The following is an 18,117-nucleotide window of genomic DNA, read 5'->3' on the forward strand; positions in this document are numbered from 1 at the left end:
GCCCGGTTTCGTGTCTGCGCCACCCTGCAATAATCTGAACCAACGGTTGTGCGCGGGGGTGCAAGCGCCCGGTACAACAAGCAGCACTGTAAGTTCGGGCCCATCACACCAGACGAGGCGGACACGCATGACGGCTTCAGACCAGCAGCACCAACCACGGCCAGGGATGCCTGCGGATCCACCGGGCCCTCCTGCCGGCGCCGGTGGAAGTGCTGCCCCGGGGCCCCGTGCAGGGGAAGCCGTGGACCCTCACCTGCTTCAGCAGCTTGCCGACGCACATGGTGTGGGCACCTCGTTCCAGGGCTGGGACGGGCTGCCCCACTCGGTTGCCGAAGAAACCCTCATTAAGGTCCTGGCTGCCCTGGGCGTCCGTGCCCACACCAACCAGCACGTCCAGGCAGCACTGGCAGAAGCCGAACTGGCGCCCTGGCGGCGGATGCTGCCTCCCGCCGTCGTCATCCAGCAGGGTGAGCCAGCGCAGGTCCCGGTGAATGTGCGCGAAGGTGCCACGGCGAGCCTGACGATCACCCTCGAAGGCGGGTCGGGGTCCCGCGAGGGCGTGCAGCAGGATGTCTCGATGCAGCCCAGGGACGTCGACGGCGTGTCCGTTGCACGTGCCACATTTGCCCTCCCGCAGGACTTGCCGCTGGGCTGGCATACGCTGCATGCGGAGTCCGGAAACGCTGCAGCGTCGGCCACCCTGGTGGTGGTGCCGGCCAGGCTGGAGACCGCCAAGGCACTGGAGAAGCGCCGGGGCTGGGGGCTGGCAACACAGCTGTATTCGGTGCGGTCAAAACGGTCATGGGGGATAGGCGACTTTGCGGACCTGGCGGACCTGGCAGCGCTGAGTGGAGCCAGGGGCGCCGACTACGTACTGGTCAACCCGCTGCACGCGGCGGAACCGGTTCCGCCGGTCCAGCCTTCTCCTTACTCGCCGTCCACGCGGCGGTTCTTCAATCCTTTGTATATCCGTATCGAGGCCATTCCTGAGCTGGCCTACCTCAAGCCCCGCAAGCGCGCCCTGGTGGAGCGGCTTCATGAGGAAGTCGCCGGCCTGAACAAGGACGGCGAGCGGCTGGACCGGGACGCCGTCTACGCCGCCAAGCTGCAGGCCCTGGAATTGCTCTACCACACCCGGCGGTCACCGGCGCGGCAGGCTGCCTTCGACGAATTCTGCCGGATTTCGGGCAGCGGCCTGGACGACTTTGCCCTCTGGTCCGCTGTCCGCGAGGACCTCCCGCCGGGTGATCCGCTGTGGACCGATCCAGCCTGGGCCCTGGGCACTCCGGAGACCGAAGCCCTCCGGGAAAAACTCGCTGACCGGATCGGCTTCCACCGGTGGCTCCAGTGGATCTGCGACGAGCAGCTTGAAAGTGCCCAGCAGACTGCATTGCGCTCGGGAATGCGCCTGGGCGTGGTCCATGACCTGGCCGTCGGCGTCGACCACAGCAGCGCCGATGCCTGGACACTCCGTGATGTGCTGGCTCCTGCCACCAGCGTTGGTGCCCCGCCGGACATGTACAACCAGCAGGGCCAGGACTGGGGCCAGCCGCCATGGCACCCTGCCCGCCTGGCGGAAGCAGGTTACGCGCCGTTCCGGAACATGCTGGCCACGGTGCTGCGGCATGCCGGCGGCATCCGCGTGGACCACATCCTGGGCCTGTTCCGGCTCTGGTGGATCCCGGTGGGCAACGCCCCGGGCGACGGCGCATACGTCCGGTATGACCATGAGGCGCTGATTGGCATCCTCGCTCTCGAAGCGCACCGTGCCGGGGCCGTGGTGATCGGCGAGGACCTGGGCACCTTCGAGCCGTGGGTGCGGGATTATCTTGCAGCCCGCGGCATCATGGGTACGTCCATCCTCTGGTTTGAGTACGACGGCGATTCCCCCCTTGCGCCCGAAAAGTACCGCACGCAGGCGCTCGCCAGCGTCAATACCCACGACCTGCCGCCCACCGCGGGATACCTCGCCGGGGACCATGTAGCCCTGCGGAGCCAACTGGGCCTGCTGGAGCGCTCCGAAGCGGAAGAACGTGCCGAGCACAACGCGTCCCTCGAGAAAATGCTCGCCCTGCTGCGGGAACGGGGCTACCTGCCCGACGGCGCTGCAGGCGGGTACGGCAGCGGACCTTCCGGCTCCGAAGAGCAGACCATTGAGGCGTTGCACCTGCTGCTGACGCAGACGCCGTCGGTATTGCTGGGCGTGGCCCTTGTGGATGCGGTGGGGGAGCGGCGCGTCCAGAACCAGCCCGGAACAACTGAGGCGCTCTACCCGAACTGGCAGGTTCCGTTGGGTGGTCCGGACGGCAAGCCTGTGTTCCTTGATGACCTTCCCGCCAATGCGCGGTTCAATGCGCTGCTCGCGGCGGTGGAGGAGGCCCTGCACAGTTAGGTCAGCAGCGAGGAGAAAGCAATGGGCGGACCCGTACTGGTGGTTGGCGGCACCGGCATGCTGGGCGGCCAGGTGGCCACCGAACTCGTGAGCCGCGGGAAACAGGTGCGGGCCCTGGTGCGGCCCGGGTCCGATGCCTCGAAGCTTGAGGTTGCAGGCATCGGGATAGCCCGCGGGGACATGATGGATCCCGAATCGCTCAACCGGGCCATGGCCGGAGTGGATGCCGTGGTCACTTCCGCCGCGGGGTACACGAGGCACAGCAAGGGCGACACACCTGAGATCGACACTGTTGGCAACTCCAACCTGGCGGAGGCGGCAAGCCGCGCCGGTGTCCGGCGGTTAGTGCTCACCAGCATCCTCACCTGTGACCAGAGCACCGGGGTCCCCCACTTTTGGCACAAAAAGCTGATGGAGGACCGGCTCGAGCAGCTTGGCGTGCCGTTCGTGGCGCTGCGGCCAGGTGCGTTCCTGGACCAGGTCACCCGGTTTGGCGGTGATCCAGTGGCCAAGCACAAGGTCATGTGGTGCGGTTCTCCCGGGATCCCGCTGACTTTCGTGCTGACTCCGGATCTGGCTGGTTACCTTGCCGATGCGGTGGACGCGCCCGGAGTGGACGGGCAGCGGATCGACATCGGGTGGGACCGGCCCATCGGCATGCGGGACTTCGCGGAGATTGCCGGCCGGATGACCGGCAATAGCATCCGGGTCCGCTCCGTACCCATGCCCGTCCTGCGCGCTGCAGGTTTCGTTCTGGGCCCGGTCAACCCGATGGTCAAGGACCTGGCGGCCATGATCGCCTGGTTCCAGAGCGGCCGCTACGTGGCTGACCCCACGCGGCAGCGGGAAGTCTTCGGCGCCCCGCCCACCGCCGAAGACGCTATCCGGCGGCTCATCGGCATCCTCGGCCATCCGGTCAAAGCCTGACGAGGACCCGGGGAAACCTGCCGTTCCACACAGCAACGCGAGGCCACCTTCGTGACCTCGCGCCGACTGCTGATGTTCTTGACTTAGCCCGCTGAGATCACGTGGGTGGCGTGGTCGTAGCGGAAGGTGACCGGGCCGCCGTCGTGCTCAAACGGAATATTGGCGCCGGGGGACGCCCCGCCCGCGCCATAATTGACCTCCCAGGAACGGTTGAGGGCCGCCTTGAACTCGTAGCTGCCCGCGGGCAGGCTGGGCACGGCCAGTTTCCAGACGAGGTCGGCCGGGTCCAGGGTGAGCTGGGCCTGGTTACACGCCGGTTCCCAGTCCGTTGCACAGCCCAGTTCCGTGTTCATGCTCCCCGCGGCGGCAACCGCCGAGGGCTGCTGCGACGCATATACAGCACTGATCACATGCGTGCTGTTGTCATAGCGGAACGTCACCGGGCCGCCCGGGTGGTCAAGTGCGATGTCGGCTCCGCCGGCCGAGCCGCCGGCTCCGTAGCTCACATCCCAGGTGCCATTGAGCGCTGCCTTGTACTCGTACTGCCCCTTGGGCAGGTCCACGGTCAGGCGCCAGATGTTATCGGCGGGGTCCAGGGTCATCATTGCCTGTTCGCAGGCTGGCTGCCATGCTTCCGCACACCCCATCAGCTGGTTCATGGATCCGGCCACCGTGACCGAGCCCGGTTGCGGAGCATCGCCCACGGTCACCGTGCGAACCTCGCTGACCACGCTGTAGCCGTGGCCGGCCATGGAGGCGCGGTACTGCACCAGGGTGCCGTCTGCCAGTTCCGACACGTCATCCGTGGCCGAGTAGACGGGGGAGGAATCGTCCGTGCCCACCGCCGTCCACCCGCCGCCGGCAACGCTGCGCTCGAAGGCCACCACGTGGCTGGCCTTCTCCGGGTCGGCGGTGGCGCTGAGTTCCACAGAGCCCTGGACGCTGCTGCCCTCCGTCGGCTTTTGGAGGGTGAGGAGCGGGGCGGGAACACTTGCGGTCCGGGCCTGGCTTGTGGCAGTGTGCCCGCCGTTGTCCAGCACGGTGGCACGGTACTCGACGCCAGTGCCGGCATCCAGGTCCGCCACATCATGGAACACCTGGTATGGGGCCGTGTCGTCGGTGCCGATCGGGTGCCAGTCTCCGCCTGCCTTCTTCGCTTCGAAGGTGACCTGGTAGAACGAGGAACCGCCGACGTCGGCCGTTACCTTCAGGCGCCCGTTGTCACCGGGCGCCGCGGCCGGCTCCTGGAGGGCGACGGCGGGGGCGGCCTTGGAGTGCGGAATCCGGCCGGAGGACTGGTACACAACGGCGGACAGCGGCGGGACGGTGACCGTGAGCTTGCCGTCTGCCGAGGTCTTTGCCGCCTCTGCCGCGTTACCGTACACGCGGGTGTAGTTTCGCTTGGTGATGTAGGTGGGAACCTCCGCCGTCTGCGCCTGTTCGCTGTTGTTCAGTGCTACCACATACTCGCGCTGGTCCTCTGCATCGGTCCGGGAGAAGGCGTAGATGCCCGGGCCCCCGGACGCGTAGCGGTGCTGGTGGGCACCGTCCCGCAGGGCGGGGTGCTCCTTCGTCAGGGCGGCAAGCTCGCTGATCTTCACGTAAAGCGGGTGGCTGGTGTTGAAGTTGTCCGTCGCGTGGGTGGCGTCGGTTCCCAGCAGGTTGTCGTCGAGGTATTCAGGAACCTGGCTGGCGAACAGGGTCTGCCGGGCATCCTGGTCCCCGCCGGGGCCGGTGAAGCCCTGCTCATCGCCGTAGTAAATCACCGGGTTGCCGCGGGAGAAGTACATAAGCTCGTGGGCCAGCTGGTCACGCGCCACCTGTTCGGCGTCGGCTGAGCCGGGATTATCGGAGGCGATGAAGCTGCCAATGCGGCCCATGTCGTGGTTGCCCAGGAAGGTGGGCAGTTGGTAGACGTTGGAATCGGCGTCGGTGTACCAGTCGTCCCCCGCGAAGAAGGTTTCCAGGTACCGTGTGTCCTGGCTCTTCGAGGCGAAGTTGCGGGCGGCGTCCTGGAAGGGGAAGTCCAGTACTGACTGCATCTGGTTGCGGGTGGTGAACTGCGAGGTGAAGCTCTTGGTGGTATCAAAGACCTCGCCGAACATAAAGAACTCGTCCTTGCCCTGTTCCTTGGCATAGTTCAGGACATCGGGGCCGAAATCCTGCCAGAACTCGTTGTTGACGTGCTTCATGGTGTCGATCCGGAAGCCGTCCACACCGAAGTCGGCGATCCAGGTTTTGTAGATGTCCTTCATGCCGTCCACCACGGTGGGGTGCTCGGTGAAGAGGTCATCGAGGCCGAAGAAGTCGCCGTAGTAGGCGTCCTCACCGGCAAAGGTGGTGTCACCTCTGTTGTGGTAGAGGCTGGGATCGTTCAGCCAGGCCGGAACCTTGAGCTCCTCTTCGCCGGGCTCAAGGACCGGTGTGTAGGGAAAAGAAGTGGCTTCGTCGAGCTTCGGGAAGTTCCCGGTCCCTGCGTAGTCGCGGTCATCGAACTCTTCGCCGGACGCTGTTTTGTACGGGACCGCATCCTTGGAAACGTAGCCTTTGCGGGCACCTTCCTGATAGCCGATGACGTCCGCTGTGTGGTTGGTGATGATGTCGAAGTACACCTTCATGCCCCGGGCGTGCGCCTCATCAATGAGCGCTTTCAGTTCGGCGTTGGTGCCCAGGTGCGGATCGATCTGGGTGAAATCCGTGATCCAGTAGCCGTGGTAGCCGGCGGACTTGTCTTCCGGCTGGACGGCCTTGTTCTTGAAGCTGGGTGTAAGCCAGATGGACGTGGTGCCCAGCCCTTGGACGTAGTCGATCTTGTCCAGGAGGCCTGCAAGGTCCCCGCCGTTGTAGAAGCCCTTTTTGGTGGGATCAAACCCCGACACCATAGGGTCGGAGCCCAACCCTCCCTGGTCGTTGGCGGTGCTGCCGTTGCTGAACCGGTCAGCCATCACAAAATAGAAGTTTTCGTCGGTGACCGGGGCGCGGAGGGAATGAAGGGCCGATGCCGGGCCGGGATCTTTTGGGCCAGGGGCGGCGGTCGCTGGAAGAACGGCCGCGGATATTGCGACTGCTGCAGCGAGGAGGCCCGCTGCCGCGCGGGCCGGGGGTGTGGTGTGGACTGCTGTTGTTCGGGCGCGTGGGGGCACGCTGGGTGCGGTGCGGAATACCAAGGGGTGAGACCTTCCTGGAGAGCGGCGTTGCTGTACAGGCTTGCGGTGCGCAAGGTTCTGCGGCGGGGAGACCGGTTCGCAGTGCAGAAGGCTGCGCTGTGAACCACGTCACAACTGTAAGCGCTTGCACCGGATAACTCCAGCGTTTAGGTAACACTCCTGGGAATGAGGATCCGCCCCTCAACCAACGCATGCGCGGGCTCAACCGGCCCGTAAATGGACGTTCCCCCTCATGGATGAGGGCGACGGTCCCAAGATCAGCCGGCAGGGACCAGGGCGGTGGGCGAGGGCGCCTGCACGTCGTGAATCATAGGGCCTGGCAGGCCGCTGATCGGGTCCAGGGCAAAGGTCGCGATGTTGTCTGAGCGTTCATGGGCTACGTGAAGCCATTTTCCCCGGACCAGATGATGGCGTGGCCAGTCACCGCCGCTGGCTATGTCCTTCACCGGCAGGAGTTCACTGCCGCCCGCGCTGACCTCCAAGGTGCTGATGATGTTGGTGCCGCGGACGCCGGCATAGGCGTAGTTGCCATCCTGGCTGAGGCAGATCTCGGCGGCGGAGTCGCCGGACTGTCTGCCGCCGGAAGTGGCCGGGCCCCGGAATACCAGCTCAAAGGTGCCCGCTTCCGGCCTGACCACGAAGACCTCCACTGAATACTCGGAGACCACAAAGACGTTGCCAGTGGAATGCTGCACTAGGTGGCGCGGGCCGCTGCCAAACGGGAGGGCCACTTCATGGTCCACCACGAGGCCGGTACCGGGGACGTAGTTCCAGATCCGAAGAGTGTCGTGGCCTAGGTCAGTGGTCATGATCCGCCCGTCCTGAAGCATCAGGCTGGCGTGGGCCCGGCTTTGCCGCGGCTCGCCGGGGTCGACGATGGCGTGCGGATCAGCCGACGGTGCCGCTGGGAACCGCCCCGTTATCCCGCCGTCGGAATCCAGCTCATAAAGGAGGACCTGGCCGTCGCCCCAGCAGGCGGCGGTTACGAATCGGCCCTGCGGGTCGGCGGCAACGTGGCAGGTGGCCTCACCGGCGGGCTGCGCTTCCCCCTTGGGCTCAAGGCCAAAGTCTCCGGTCCGGCGGTAGGCCTGGATCATCTTGCGCTGCTCGGCCACGGCGTAAACGACGGGCAACGTGGGATGCACAGCAACGAACGACGGCGACTGCGCCTTTACGGCCGTGCCCAGCCACTCAAGGCTGCCGTCCTGGTGTGCGCGGAGCGCACCGATGCCCTCGGCGCGGCCACCTCCGTCGGGGGTGTACGTGCCGGTCCAGATGATGGTGTTGTCCGTGGCGGAGGTCATGGTTACATCCTGCCAATAATTTTGCTTCCTTCGCGTGCAACCCGGGCTCCGATAGCATGGAATTTCCAGTCACGGCGGAAGGAAGTGGGTCCGGTTACCGCTGTATCAGCTGCGGGTTCACCCTTCCACTGCTGTCCGGTCCGCTTGGCCTAGATACGTGCGGGGTGCCCATCGGCTCGCCGAAAGGGTGTCCCATGCCAGTCCCTGAATCGCCAACTGCTTCCCTTACTTTTGCGGCAGTCGCTTCTACCTTGCGGAGTGCCGGCTGCGTTTTCGCCGAGGAGGAAGCGCAACTGCTCTTCGCCGAGGCTTCCGGCCCGGCGCAACTGGCCGACTGTGTCCGGCGCCGTGCCGCCGGTTTGCCGCTGGAGTACATCCTGGGCTGGGCAGAGTTCGCGGGCCGGCGCATCAAGGTGGGGCCGGGTGTCTTTGTTCCCCGCCGCCGAACGGAACTCCTGGTCAAGGAGGCGGCGTCCATTCTCAACGCCGCTGGTGTTTCAGCCTCCGCTGTGGTGCTTGACCTCTGCTGTGGTTCAGGGGCGGTGGTCGCCATCAGGAGCATGCCGCCGGAAGCCCGGCTTCACGAGTCACGCCTTTCCCTTGACGGCGGTACTGACGGTCTTGACGTCCACGGGCGGGTGGCCGCCGCTGCCCGTAAATGGCTTGATCCTGCCGGTCATGTCCTTATCGAGACGAGCGGGCAGCAGGCAGCAGGTACAGCTTCGGTTCTCTCAGCTGCCGGGTTCGCTGTCAGGACCGCCCGCTCCGAGCAACTGGACGGCACGGTTGTTGTCGGCACGGTTGTTGCCGGGACGGAGCCCAGGTAGTTCCCGGGTCTTCCCTGCGCGGCACGCGACTGCTGACCCTTCATTCCCTGGGGTGGGGTGGTGGTGGGGGTTTGAAGTAGTGGTTTTGTTGGGGTTTTTGGGTGGGGTCGATGTGGGGTGGCGGGATGAAGGTTGGGGTGCCGTGGGTGGTGGTCATGGTCCATTGTTCTTTGTGGATGAGGTGGTGGTGGTGTGTGCATAGGAGTGTGCCGTTGTTTGTGGTGGTGTGTCCGCCGTGTGACCAGTAGGTGATGTGGTGGGCTTCGCACCAGGGTGCCGGGATGGTGCAGTTGGGGAAGGTGCAGCCTTGGTCGCGGGCGGTGATGGCGAGGCGTTGGGCGGGGGTGAAGAGGCGGGTTTTGCGGCCGAGGTCGAGGATTGGGGTTACCCGCAAATCGTGGACAGTTGATCAGGCGGCTTGTGCCGGCTGAGGTTTATTGCTGGTGAGGAACTGTTCGTGTTCCACTGGCGTGGTGTAGCCCAGGGCTGAGTGGAGCCGTGAGCGGTTGTAGAACTCCTCGATCCAGCGTCCGGTTTCCCGGATCGCGTCCTGCCTGGTTGCCCACCGGCGCCGGTCGTAGAACTCGGTCTTCAGGGTGGACCAGAACGATTCCTGCATCGCGTTGTCCCAGCACACGCCTGTCCGCCCGACGGACTGCCTGATGCCCAGTCCGGAGCAGACGGCGTTGAGCTGGGACGAGGTGTACTGAGTGCCCCGGTCGGCATGGAACACGACCCCGGCCGGGCCGCCACCGCGCAGGATGTAGGCCATCCGCAGCGCCCGCTCCACCAGGCTGGTGGTTTGGACCGAGTCCATTGCCCATCCGATCACGCGCCGGGAACAGGCATCCCTGACAGCACACAAGTACACCCAGCCTTCACCGGTGCGCAGGTAGGTGATGTCCGAGATCCACACCGTATCCAAGGCCCCGGTATCCCACTTCCTGGCCACCAGATCCGGGATCGAATGCACCCGCGCGTCACCGATCGGCGCTACCGGCCGGAACCCGCCGCGGCGAGATCCCTTCCAGACCCTGCCGGCGCATAGAGGCGGCCACACTCTTCCGGTCAACGCCGGTCCCGTTCCTGGCCAACGCGGCCTGCACCCGCGGCGCCCCATAGGTCCCGTACGATTCGGCGTGAGCCCTCCGTACCATGGCGTCAAACTCCGCCCGCTCTGCGATCCTCGCCGGTGACTCTGACTCACGGCGCCGGCGCCAGGCGTAGAACCCGGAGCGGGACACCCGCAAAAGCCTGGCCATCCGCTGGACCGGGTAATTAGCCTTCTCGGCCTCCATCAGCTCGAAGCATTCCGATTCTGCTGCTTGGAGGCGAAGAAGGCTGCGGCTTTTCCCAGGAACTCGTTATCCATCCGCAACTGCGCGTTTTCCCGGCGCAAACGCTCCAGCTCAGACTTCTCCGTCTCAGCCGCCGCGAACTCCTCAGGAGCCGCCAACCGGGCCCGTTCCTGGGCAACCCACCGGCCCAGCAACTGCTCACCCAGGCCCAACTCCCGGGCCACCGGCGCGACCGGTCTGCCCGTATCGATGACAAGGCGCGCAGCCTCCCGCCGATACTCCGGAGTGAATTTACGTCGTGTCGTGCTCACAAGAACACCTTCCCGCAGAATCCCAGGATCCCGCTACTTCAGGTGTCCACCAACAGAGGTTAACCCCAGGATTTCGCCGTGGGTTCCGAGGAGGGCGGGGATGATGTCGGCGTCGCAGGCGATTTTGCGGAGGGTCGAAGCGGCGACGGGGCCGGTGAACACGAACGCCCCGGTCCCGGCCCCTGTGCCTGTGCCTGTGGGGGTTCGTGTGCCGGTGCCGGTGTCTGTGTCTGTGTTTGTCCTGGGGCCGGCGCCGGCGCCGGCGCCGTTGTCGTTGTCGTTGCCGGAGTCGGGGAGGTGGGGGAAGAGGTCCTGGTAGTTGATGGTGGCGATGATCTGGGGCCGGTTGCCGCCGGTGGTGGGCAGGTTGTTGGTGGTGAGGGCTGCTTTGACGGCGGAGACGAGCCCGTCGAGTTGTTGCTGCGGGCGGGTCCGCCGTTCCAGGTTCCGTTCCTGGCCCACGTCCCGGTCCGGGTCCGGGTTTGTGCCGTTGCTGGTGGTGCTGGCACTGGTGTTGGGGGTGGTGGTGCGGGGGTTGGTGGCGGTGTTCATGACGGTGAGGAGGTGTTCGTATTGGTCGGTGGTGGCGAAGATTTCGAGGTGGTGCAGGCCGTGGCGGGGTTTGCGGATGAACGCGCCCTGGGTGTGGCGGAGGGCTTCTTCGGTGGGTTCGGTGCCGTCGGCGTCGATGGTGTCGGTCCAGCGTTGGGCCAGGCGGGTGAGGAAGTCGGGGTCGGCGGCAGCTGCGGTGGTGGTGAGGTGGTGTTCGATCCGGTCCAGGGTTTCGGTGCTGGTGTGGTGCTTTAGCCGGTCCAGGGTGGCGGTGATGATGGTCGCGGCGTGCGAGGAGACCACCGGTCCGGCCGGCAGGTCTGGTTCGGTGGAGGTCTCTGCAGGGTTCCCGGTGCGGGTGTTGGTGGGGGTCAGGGCGGCGGCCAGGTGCTCGTGTGCCGGTGGGGTGGGTTCGCCGGCGAGGGTGGTGCCGGGCAGTGCCTGGTGGGCAAGGGCGAGGCGGCGGCGGGCTTCCCGGATGGGGATCCGGAGCCGGAGCCGGAGGAACTCGGCGGTGTTCCTGCACCCATCATCGGCCGGGGATGTCACTACAGGGGATGTCACCGGGCTGCCCAGCTCCGCGCGTGTGGGCTGAGCGGTGGGCGCGGGCCAGTTGGCGTCTGTTTCGTTCAGGGTCTCGACACCGTTAGCGTCCCAGCCGGTCACCCACCCCCGGCCGGTACTGCCCGGTCGACCCGTCCTGCCCTGGCCGGCCCGGGCGGCGGCAGCGGCGGTAATTGCTTGGGTGCGGGTCCGGTCTACGGTGGAGGCGGCGATCAGCTGCAGGTACTCCACGGTACGGGACAGGGTTTCGACCTGCCCGGCGAAATCCGCCGCCTGAACGTAGTCAGCCGATGCCAACCCATCCCCGGCAGCAACAGCAGCGGCCGCCAGTTGGTTTCCGAATGCGGCCAAGTCAGGCCGTTCCCCACGGGCACCAATGGCTGTTGATCTTTCAGCCGCGGCGGTGCCTGCCACCGGTGGGGGCACAGCGACAGCGGGTGAGGTCGCGGGTTCAGCCGCGGCAGCGGCTCCGCCACAGGGCTCGGATTCGCGGGCAGTGACGTTGGCCGGGACGGCGTGAAGGCGACTGGACTGCCTAAGCCGTGCGCCGGCGTCGTACGCGCCGTGTATGCGATCACCACGAAGGGCGCGGGGAAGCGCAGCGGCGGACCCGCCGAACTCCACAAGCTGATCCCCAATGGCTTCCATGAACCTATTCTGCTGTGGGGGTCTGACAATCTGTTGCGGTGGGTCATTAGCCACGTGACGTCCGTTGCTTCGGCCAGCCAAAGTGCGGACGATGAAGGCATGCGCAGAACCAGTAGTCCCTCCCGCCGGCGCCTGTGGGCTTGTAGTCGAGGGGACGGACGGGTGGTTCACCGCAGGCTCCGCGGGACATTATGACCTGGGCCTGCTCAAGGGAAACCAAGGCAACCAGGTCTATGAGATACCTGCCGGGGTGGATCTCTCGAAGTACCCATCGGTGGACCTGTGGTGCGTGCAGTTCAGCGTATCCTTCGGCGCTACTGAACTTGTGGCCTGAGGACTGGACCCGTCAGCGGCAGCAGAAACGTCGCTGGCCGCCACGTCCCCCAAGGATCGCGACGGCCAGCAAGGCGATTCAGTTGTAACACAAGGATTCAGTGCCCCCGTGTCAAGAAGGGACAACCCCGTAATGAACGGGACTCCCGGTGTCAGTCAGGACTTGGAACCAGTCTCGCCGGAGGTGCCCAGGTTGGTGGTTTCCGGGTGCGTGCTGTGGGCGGGGATGTGGTCCTCGCCGAGCTCATCCGCGTCGCCGAGGGTTCCGGAGGTTCCGGCGGCGCCGGTAGTCCCGGCGACACCCGAGGTTCCGGCCGCAGCCGTACCAAGGGTGGCTGACGTACCGAATGTGTCCGTTGTTCCGGCGGTGCCCGTAGTACCGAACCCGCCGGAAGTACCCGGAGTACTGGTGCCGGAAGCACCGGTGGACGTGGCGTCGTCGGACTTGCCGTCGCCTGAAGAACCGTCACGGTGCATCGCAGAGCCGATCACGGTCCCTGCCCGGCGTGCCGCCTCGGTCAGCTGATCCGCAACTTCGGGCGCCTTTTCCTTGATGGCTTCAGTAGCAACAGCTACTTTTTCCTGGACAGGTTTGCTGTCCCAGATGCCCGCAGCGCGGGCCTTGAGCTTGTCGTACGCAGCACGGCCGGACCGCGACCCGAGGACGTAGCCGGTGGCAATTCCAACACCCAAAAGAAGTTTGTTTTTCACGATGAACTCCTGCTCCGTGAGAAGGTTTTCAGTTCCGGCCGTATGGCCGGGAAAGTGAAAACCGGCCTGGGGGATTGTGGTCCCCAGGCCGGTTTCCTGGCTTGCGCGCCGTGTTAGCCGCGCACGCTGCGCTTGGTGATCATGCCGTACACCAGCAGCACGATGAGTGCGCCGCCGATGGCCAGCAGCCACGTCTGCAGGGAGAAGAACTCCTGCAGTCCGGTGCCGAAGATCATTCCACCGATCCAGCCGCCGAGGAGGGCCCCAACGACGCCGAGGACGAGGGTGATGAGCCAGCCGCCACCCTGCCTGCCCGGAAGGATCGCCTTAGCGATCGCACCAGCAATAAGTCCGAGAATCAGAAATGCAATAAATCCCATTTTTCGTTCCTCTTCCTAAGTAAAGGAGGCCTCCGGATCCCGGAAGCACTTCATCCTTCTGCCTCAATAGTAATCATGCTTACTATCTATTTGCCAACCCCATGGAGCAGAAAAACCGCACTTCAGGGCTGTTTAATGCCCTGTTACGTCGGAATCATGGCCTGCATCCGGGCCTTCGTCAAGGATGGATAATTCCGCGAGATCCTGCGGATCCAGGGCGAAGTCGAAGATGTCCAGGTTCTCCCTCATCCGGTCCGGATTGGCAGTTTTCGGAATCGTTACAAGTCCGTGCTGAATGTGCCACCGCAGGACCAGTTGGCCGGGTGTTTTTCCATGTTTTTCGGCCAGTTGGGTAAGGATGGGAGCGGTCAGCAGTCCGGCCCCCGATCCGCCCAGCGGACTGTATGACTCGGTGACAATCCCGTGCTTTTCATGGAACTCCCGTTCGGCCGTCCGGGTGACGGCCGGCGTGAGCTGGATCTGGTTGACTGCCGGGACCACCCCGGTCTGGGCCATCAGCCGTTCCAGGTGGGCGGGCTTGAAGTTTGAGACCCCGATGGAGCGGACCTTGCCCTCAGCCTGGAGCCGTTCAAACGTTTTCCATGTGGAGATGTATTCGTCGCGCGCAGGCAGCGGCCAGTGGATCAGCAGCAGGTCCACGTAATCCAGCCCCAGCCGCTTCAGGCAACCCTCAAGGCCTTCCAGGGCCCGGTCGGCGCCCTGGAACTGGCCGTCCAGCTTGGTGGTGATGAAGAGCTCTCCACGGTCCACGCCGGTGGCCCGGATGCCGTTGCCCACACCTCGTTCGTTGCCGTATTTCTCGGCGGTATCGATGTGCCGGTAGCCGGCTTCCACAGCCTGCACGACGGCGGTGGCCGCCTGGTCGTCGTCCAGCGGCCAGGTGCCAAGACCCACCTGCGGGATGGAGTATCCGTCATTGAGTTTGATGAGCGGTGCAAGTGTCATTTGAACAGTCTCTCCCGTACGGCCGCGCCGTCCTAGCTGTATTGACCACGGAGGTTAGTGACGGTCGGCGTGGTTTGGTGACATGAAGAAGACCTCCGGGTGGAGTGGGGCTTGTCTAGAGTCCAATTCCACGCACGGAGGTCTTCATGTCCCACCCTAACGCTCTTCTGACCCCTCGTGGACGGCTGCAGCTCGCGCAATGTGTCGTTGACCAGTGTTGGAGTCTTCGCCGGGCCGCGGAGCGGTTTCAGGTCTCAGTGCCCACTGCTGCGCGTTGGGCCCAGCGCTACCGAGAGCGCGGTCCAGCTGGGATGGAGGACCGCTCCAGCCGCCCGCACTCTTCTCCCCGGCGCACGGCAACCCGTACGGAGCGGCGGATCATCGCCATCCGCGTGAACCGGCGCTGGGGGCCGGCCAGGATCGGCTATCTGCTGGGAATCCACCCCTCCACCGTGCACCGCGTCCTGTCCCGCTACCGGCTGGCGAAACTGACCTGGCTGGACCGTGGCACCGGACGAGTGATCCGCCGCTACGAACACGACAGGCCCGGGGACCTGATCCATGTCGACATCAAGAAACTCGGCCGGATCCCGGACGGCGGCGGACACCGTGCCCTCGGCAGGGCCACCGGGCGCCGGAACAAGGCACGGACTCCATCCAACCGCCGACCCGGCTACCACTACCTCCACAACGCCGTCGATGACCATTCACGCCTCGCCTACACCGAGATCCTCACCGACGAGACAAAGGAAACCGCAGCAGCCTTCTGGCAGCGCGCCAACGCCTGGTTCCAAGCCCAAGGAATCACGGTCCAGCGGGTCCTGACCGACAACGGGAACTGCTACCGGTCCCGAGCCTTCGCTCAAGCCCTGGGCCCGGACATCAAGCATAAACGCACCCGCCCCTACCGCCCACAAACCAACGGCAAAGTCGAACGCTTCAACCGCACCATGCTCGAGGAATGGGCCTACATCCGCCCCTACCGCTCAGAGACCGAGCGTGTCGCCGCTTTCCCCAACTGGCTCCACGCCTACAATAACCACCGAGCCCACACAGCACTCAAAGGTCAGACACCGGCCAGCCGCGTCACCAACCTCTCAGGTCAATACACCTAGCCCCCAAAAGCCCGGAGAATATTTTCCGCGTTGTGGTTCAGCACTGCCCGGGCGGTGTCCGATACCTTGTCCGGGCCCTTCTGCCGGGCCACGAAGTCGACGAAGCGCTGGACTGCCTGGCCTGCCTTGGCCGCGTCGCCGTCCTCCACAGCCTTGGCTGCCTGTTGGATGCTGGCCATGAGCTGGCTGGCTACTGGCCCGTCAACATCTCTCGATTCCACCAGGTCCTCCAGGGCGTGCTGCAGTGCCTTCACGCTGCCCGGCAGCCACGCGGCGCGCAGGGGCACGTCGGCGAAGTACATGTCGGAGGCGAGGTAGAAGTCAGTGTAGGAGGGCTGGTTGTAACTGGTGTTCTGCCGGGCAACCTCTGCACGGTACTGCGGGTCGTGCATCAGCGTGTAGAGCTTGTGGTTGGTCACCTCGGTGCTGAGGTACATCCGCAGTGCTGAGCTGTCCGCGGTCCGGAGCAGCAACTCCTCCCGCCAGTCACCCACCACGTCGGCTACCAGGCTGGGATTGCCCTTCGTACCGTTGTTGGTAAGGGTGCCCGTGGCGGTCAGGAGCCGGCCACGCTTCCAGTCGTCGATAGTGGGAGTCTGGGTTCCGGAACCGTTCACGATCTGCGTGGTCATGTCCGCACCCCACTTGATGTTCATGTTGGTGCCGGGCGCAGCGATGGAGAGTTTGTCGCCGTCGGCCGATTGCATGCCAATGGCCCAGTTCTCGATGCCGGGGACTGCCGGATCAACGTCACCGATCATGCCGCGGCCGGTGTCCCTGCCGGAGTAGGCGCCGAAAAGTACTTCGCCGTTGGCGGCATCGCGCATGGCATAACCGTAGGGAGCGTAGGTTCCGCCTTCGTGGACTGTGAAGATTTCCTTGCCCGGACGTGCCGGATCGATGTCGGTGACGTGCATGGCGTCGCCGTGGCCCAGCCGGGCTTCTTCGCCTGGCATGGCGCTGCCGGGAGGCATTGTGTCGAAGGAGCTGTAGAGCAGCGACCCGTCGTCGTCGATCGTTGCGGAGCCGTAGACGATTTCCTGCTTGCCGTCGCCGTCCACATCCGAGGCGCTGAGGGAGTGGAAACCCTGCGTCGTGAGCTTGCCGAACTCAGGATCAGTGCCGTCCCGGCCATGGGGGCCGTCATTGAACGGGTTGGTCATGGGCGTCCAGCCGGAGTCGATGTTCCACACGGGGGAGAGGCTGGTCCCGTCCCAGGTGTAGGTGGCCAGGGTGGTGCGGGTGTAGTAGCCGCGGGCGAAGACCGCCGCCGGTTTCTTGCCGTCCAGGTACGCTACGCCGGCGAGGAACCGGTCCACCCGGTTGCCTGGTTCGATGCGGGCCATGGCGTAGTCGCCCCACATGAGGCCGTCGTCGTGCCGGCCGGGCTCATAGGCGACTGTCTTGAGTTCCTTGCCGGAGGCACCCTCGAAGACAGTGAGGTACTCCGGGCCCGAGACGATGAAGCCCTCGAAAGCCCGCAGGTTGTTCCGCCCGCTGCGGGAGGGGGCATAGACATCCAAGAAGTAGTCGGTCAGTGCCTCGGCGTCGGGCTGGGACAGCGGGTACTGGTACTGGGGTGAAATGCCAAACGCTTCCTCCAGCGTGGCCGGCCAATTGACTGCCTTCACTTCAGGGTGCCCGGCCCAGCCCTGGAAGGTCTTCACCATGTGCTGGTAGTAATGGGCAGCGCTCATCCGGTAGTCGTCAGAGTTTGAGTAGCCGGCTTCGATATCTGACTGGAGCAGGGAGACAAAGCCTTCAGAGGCGACGCTTCCGTCGGCGTTGAAGTTGGTGCTCTTGGTTCCCGGCGCCGTCTTCATCATCAGCTCGGCGCGGCCGTCGCCGTCGAAATCGTTGACGAGCAGCTGGGTGTAGTGGGCGCCCGAGCGGATGTTTACGCCCAGATCGATCCGGTTGAGAAGGGTACCGTCCGCCTTGTAGGTGTCCACGTAGGTGTTGCCGGTATAGCCGGCCTGGGAGACGTCCTTGGAGTTGTTGGGGTCCCACTTGACGATGAACTCGTACTCGCCGTCGCCGTCTACGTCCCCGATGGACGCGTCGTTCGCGGCGTACGTGTACGCCTGCCCGGCGGGGGTGACGCCGTCGGCCGGCTTCTTCAGCGGAATGTCCTTGAAGTTGCCGCCCCAGGACGTGGCGGTTGCGCTGCGGTCCAGTTCAACGCCGCCGACGACGGCCCTCACCTGATACTTCGAAGCGGCGGTTCCGGCGGTGTCCAGGAAGTTGGTGCTGTCCGTAACCGTCGCCAGCTTCTGGCCATCCCGGTAGACGTTGAAGTCCGTGCCCGTGAGCCCGGTGGCGGAGGAACCTGTGGCCTCGTGCCCGAGGAGGCGCCAGCTGAGGAACACACCCTCGGAGGTTCCGGCGGCCACCAGGCCGCGGTCGAGGTGGTCCAGCTGGATGCCGGGGCTGCCGGGCTTGGGGGAAGGCCCGACGGCGGAAGCGGGGGCGGTGAGGCAGCCGAAAGTCAGTGCGATGCCGACGGCGCCCACTGACAGGAGGCGCGCAGGGGTCCTTTTGGGATTCATCAGTGAATCCTTTCAATTTCGAGACGGGAAAACGCTTCCCCAGTAATTTAGAGTGGGGGAAGGCGCAAAACAA

At 65.1% G+C, this 18,117-nt stretch carries 12 protein-coding genes and 2 pseudogenes; 5 read left to right on the forward strand and 9 right to left on the reverse strand.

The features are described 5' to 3' along the window. Positions 1 to 127 precede the first annotated feature (127 nt). Together malQ and NXY83_RS02695 are read left to right on the forward strand one after the other, a co-directional pair. Positions 128 to 2,392, forward strand: a complete 2,265-nt coding sequence (gene malQ / locus NXY83_RS02690) for a 4-alpha-glucanotransferase (protein WP_258804574.1) — start codon at positions 128 to 130, stop codon at positions 2,390 to 2,392. Between the two features lie 21 nt (positions 2,393 to 2,413). Next, positions 2,414 to 3,319 (forward strand): SDR family oxidoreductase, encoded by a 906-nt coding sequence (locus NXY83_RS02695; protein ID WP_258804575.1) that lies wholly within the window; start codon positions 2,414 to 2,416, stop codon positions 3,317 to 3,319. Positions 3,320 to 3,402: 83 nt separating this feature from the next. Here the strand turns inward: NXY83_RS02695 and NXY83_RS02700 are convergent, their stop codons facing one another. Then, positions 3,403 to 6,486, reverse strand: a complete 3,084-nt coding sequence (locus tag NXY83_RS02700) for an alpha-amylase family glycosyl hydrolase (protein WP_258804576.1) — start codon at positions 6,484 to 6,486, stop codon at positions 3,403 to 3,405. 257 nt (positions 6,487 to 6,743) lie between these two features. Further along, positions 6,744 to 7,790, reverse strand: a complete 1,047-nt coding sequence (locus NXY83_RS02705; protein WP_258804577.1) for a lactonase family protein — start codon at positions 7,788 to 7,790, stop codon at positions 6,744 to 6,746. Positions 7,791 to 7,984: 194 nt separating this feature from the next. Between NXY83_RS02705 and NXY83_RS02710 the strand changes: the two genes are divergently transcribed. Continuing rightward, complete coding sequence (locus tag NXY83_RS02710; RefSeq protein ID WP_258804578.1) at positions 7,985 to 8,617, forward strand: putative protein N(5)-glutamine methyltransferase; 633 nt, start codon at positions 7,985 to 7,987, stop codon at positions 8,615 to 8,617. A gap of 40 nt (positions 8,618 to 8,657) precedes the next feature. On the opposite strand, the pseudogene NXY83_RS02715 reads toward NXY83_RS02710, so the two are convergent. The 3 genes and pseudogenes from NXY83_RS02715 to NXY83_RS02725 all read right to left on the reverse strand — a co-directional run. Next, a pseudogene (locus NXY83_RS02715) lies at positions 8,658 to 8,996 on the reverse strand (HNH endonuclease signature motif containing protein); the annotation flags it as partial. 30 nt (positions 8,997 to 9,026) lie between these two features. Next, positions 9,027 to 10,226 (reverse strand): annotated as a pseudogene (locus tag NXY83_RS02720) (IS3 family transposase). A 33-nt stretch (positions 10,227 to 10,259) separates the two neighbouring features. Next, entirely contained in the window at positions 10,260 to 11,990 is a 1,731-nt protein-coding gene (locus NXY83_RS02725) for a 13E12 repeat family protein (protein ID WP_258804579.1), read from the reverse strand. A 91-nt stretch (positions 11,991 to 12,081) separates the two neighbouring features. On the opposite strand from NXY83_RS02725, the gene NXY83_RS02730 reads away from it, so the two are divergent. After that, the gene (locus NXY83_RS02730; protein ID WP_258804580.1) at positions 12,082 to 12,324 is read left to right on the forward strand and encodes a DM13 domain-containing protein; all 243 of its coding nucleotides are present in this window, start codon (positions 12,082 to 12,084) and stop codon (positions 12,322 to 12,324) included. A gap of 155 nt (positions 12,325 to 12,479) precedes the next feature. Here the strand turns inward: NXY83_RS02730 and NXY83_RS02735 are convergent, their stop codons facing one another. From NXY83_RS02735 to NXY83_RS02745, 3 genes are all read right to left on the reverse strand, one after another. Then, on the reverse strand, positions 12,480 to 13,034 hold the full coding sequence (locus NXY83_RS02735; RefSeq protein ID WP_258804581.1) for a hypothetical protein: 555 nt from the start codon (positions 13,032 to 13,034) through the stop codon (positions 12,480 to 12,482). 113 nt (positions 13,035 to 13,147) lie between these two features. Next, positions 13,148 to 13,414, reverse strand: coding sequence for a GlsB/YeaQ/YmgE family stress response membrane protein (locus NXY83_RS02740; protein ID WP_079598656.1), 267 nt, complete (start codon positions 13,412 to 13,414; stop codon positions 13,148 to 13,150). Between the two features lie 132 nt (positions 13,415 to 13,546). Beyond that, on the reverse strand, positions 13,547 to 14,380 hold the full coding sequence (locus NXY83_RS02745; RefSeq protein WP_258804582.1) for an aldo/keto reductase: 834 nt from the start codon (positions 14,378 to 14,380) through the stop codon (positions 13,547 to 13,549). A gap of 146 nt (positions 14,381 to 14,526) precedes the next feature. Between NXY83_RS02745 and NXY83_RS02750 the strand changes: the two genes are divergently transcribed. Further along, a complete protein-coding gene (locus tag NXY83_RS02750) occupies positions 14,527 to 15,495 on the forward strand; it encodes an IS481 family transposase (RefSeq protein ID WP_258804583.1) in 969 nt (322 codons plus the stop codon). Here the strand turns inward: NXY83_RS02750 and NXY83_RS02755 are convergent. Then, entirely contained in the window at positions 15,492 to 18,044 is a 2,553-nt protein-coding gene (locus NXY83_RS02755) for a rhamnogalacturonan lyase (RefSeq protein ID WP_258804584.1), read from the reverse strand. The genes NXY83_RS02750 and NXY83_RS02755 overlap by 4 nt on opposite strands. Positions 18,045 to 18,117: the final 73 nt, after the last annotated feature.

The sequence above is a fragment of the Pseudarthrobacter sp. NS4 genome, from assembly GCF_024758005.1.
Taxonomy (GTDB): domain Bacteria; phylum Actinomycetota; class Actinomycetes; order Actinomycetales; family Micrococcaceae; genus Arthrobacter.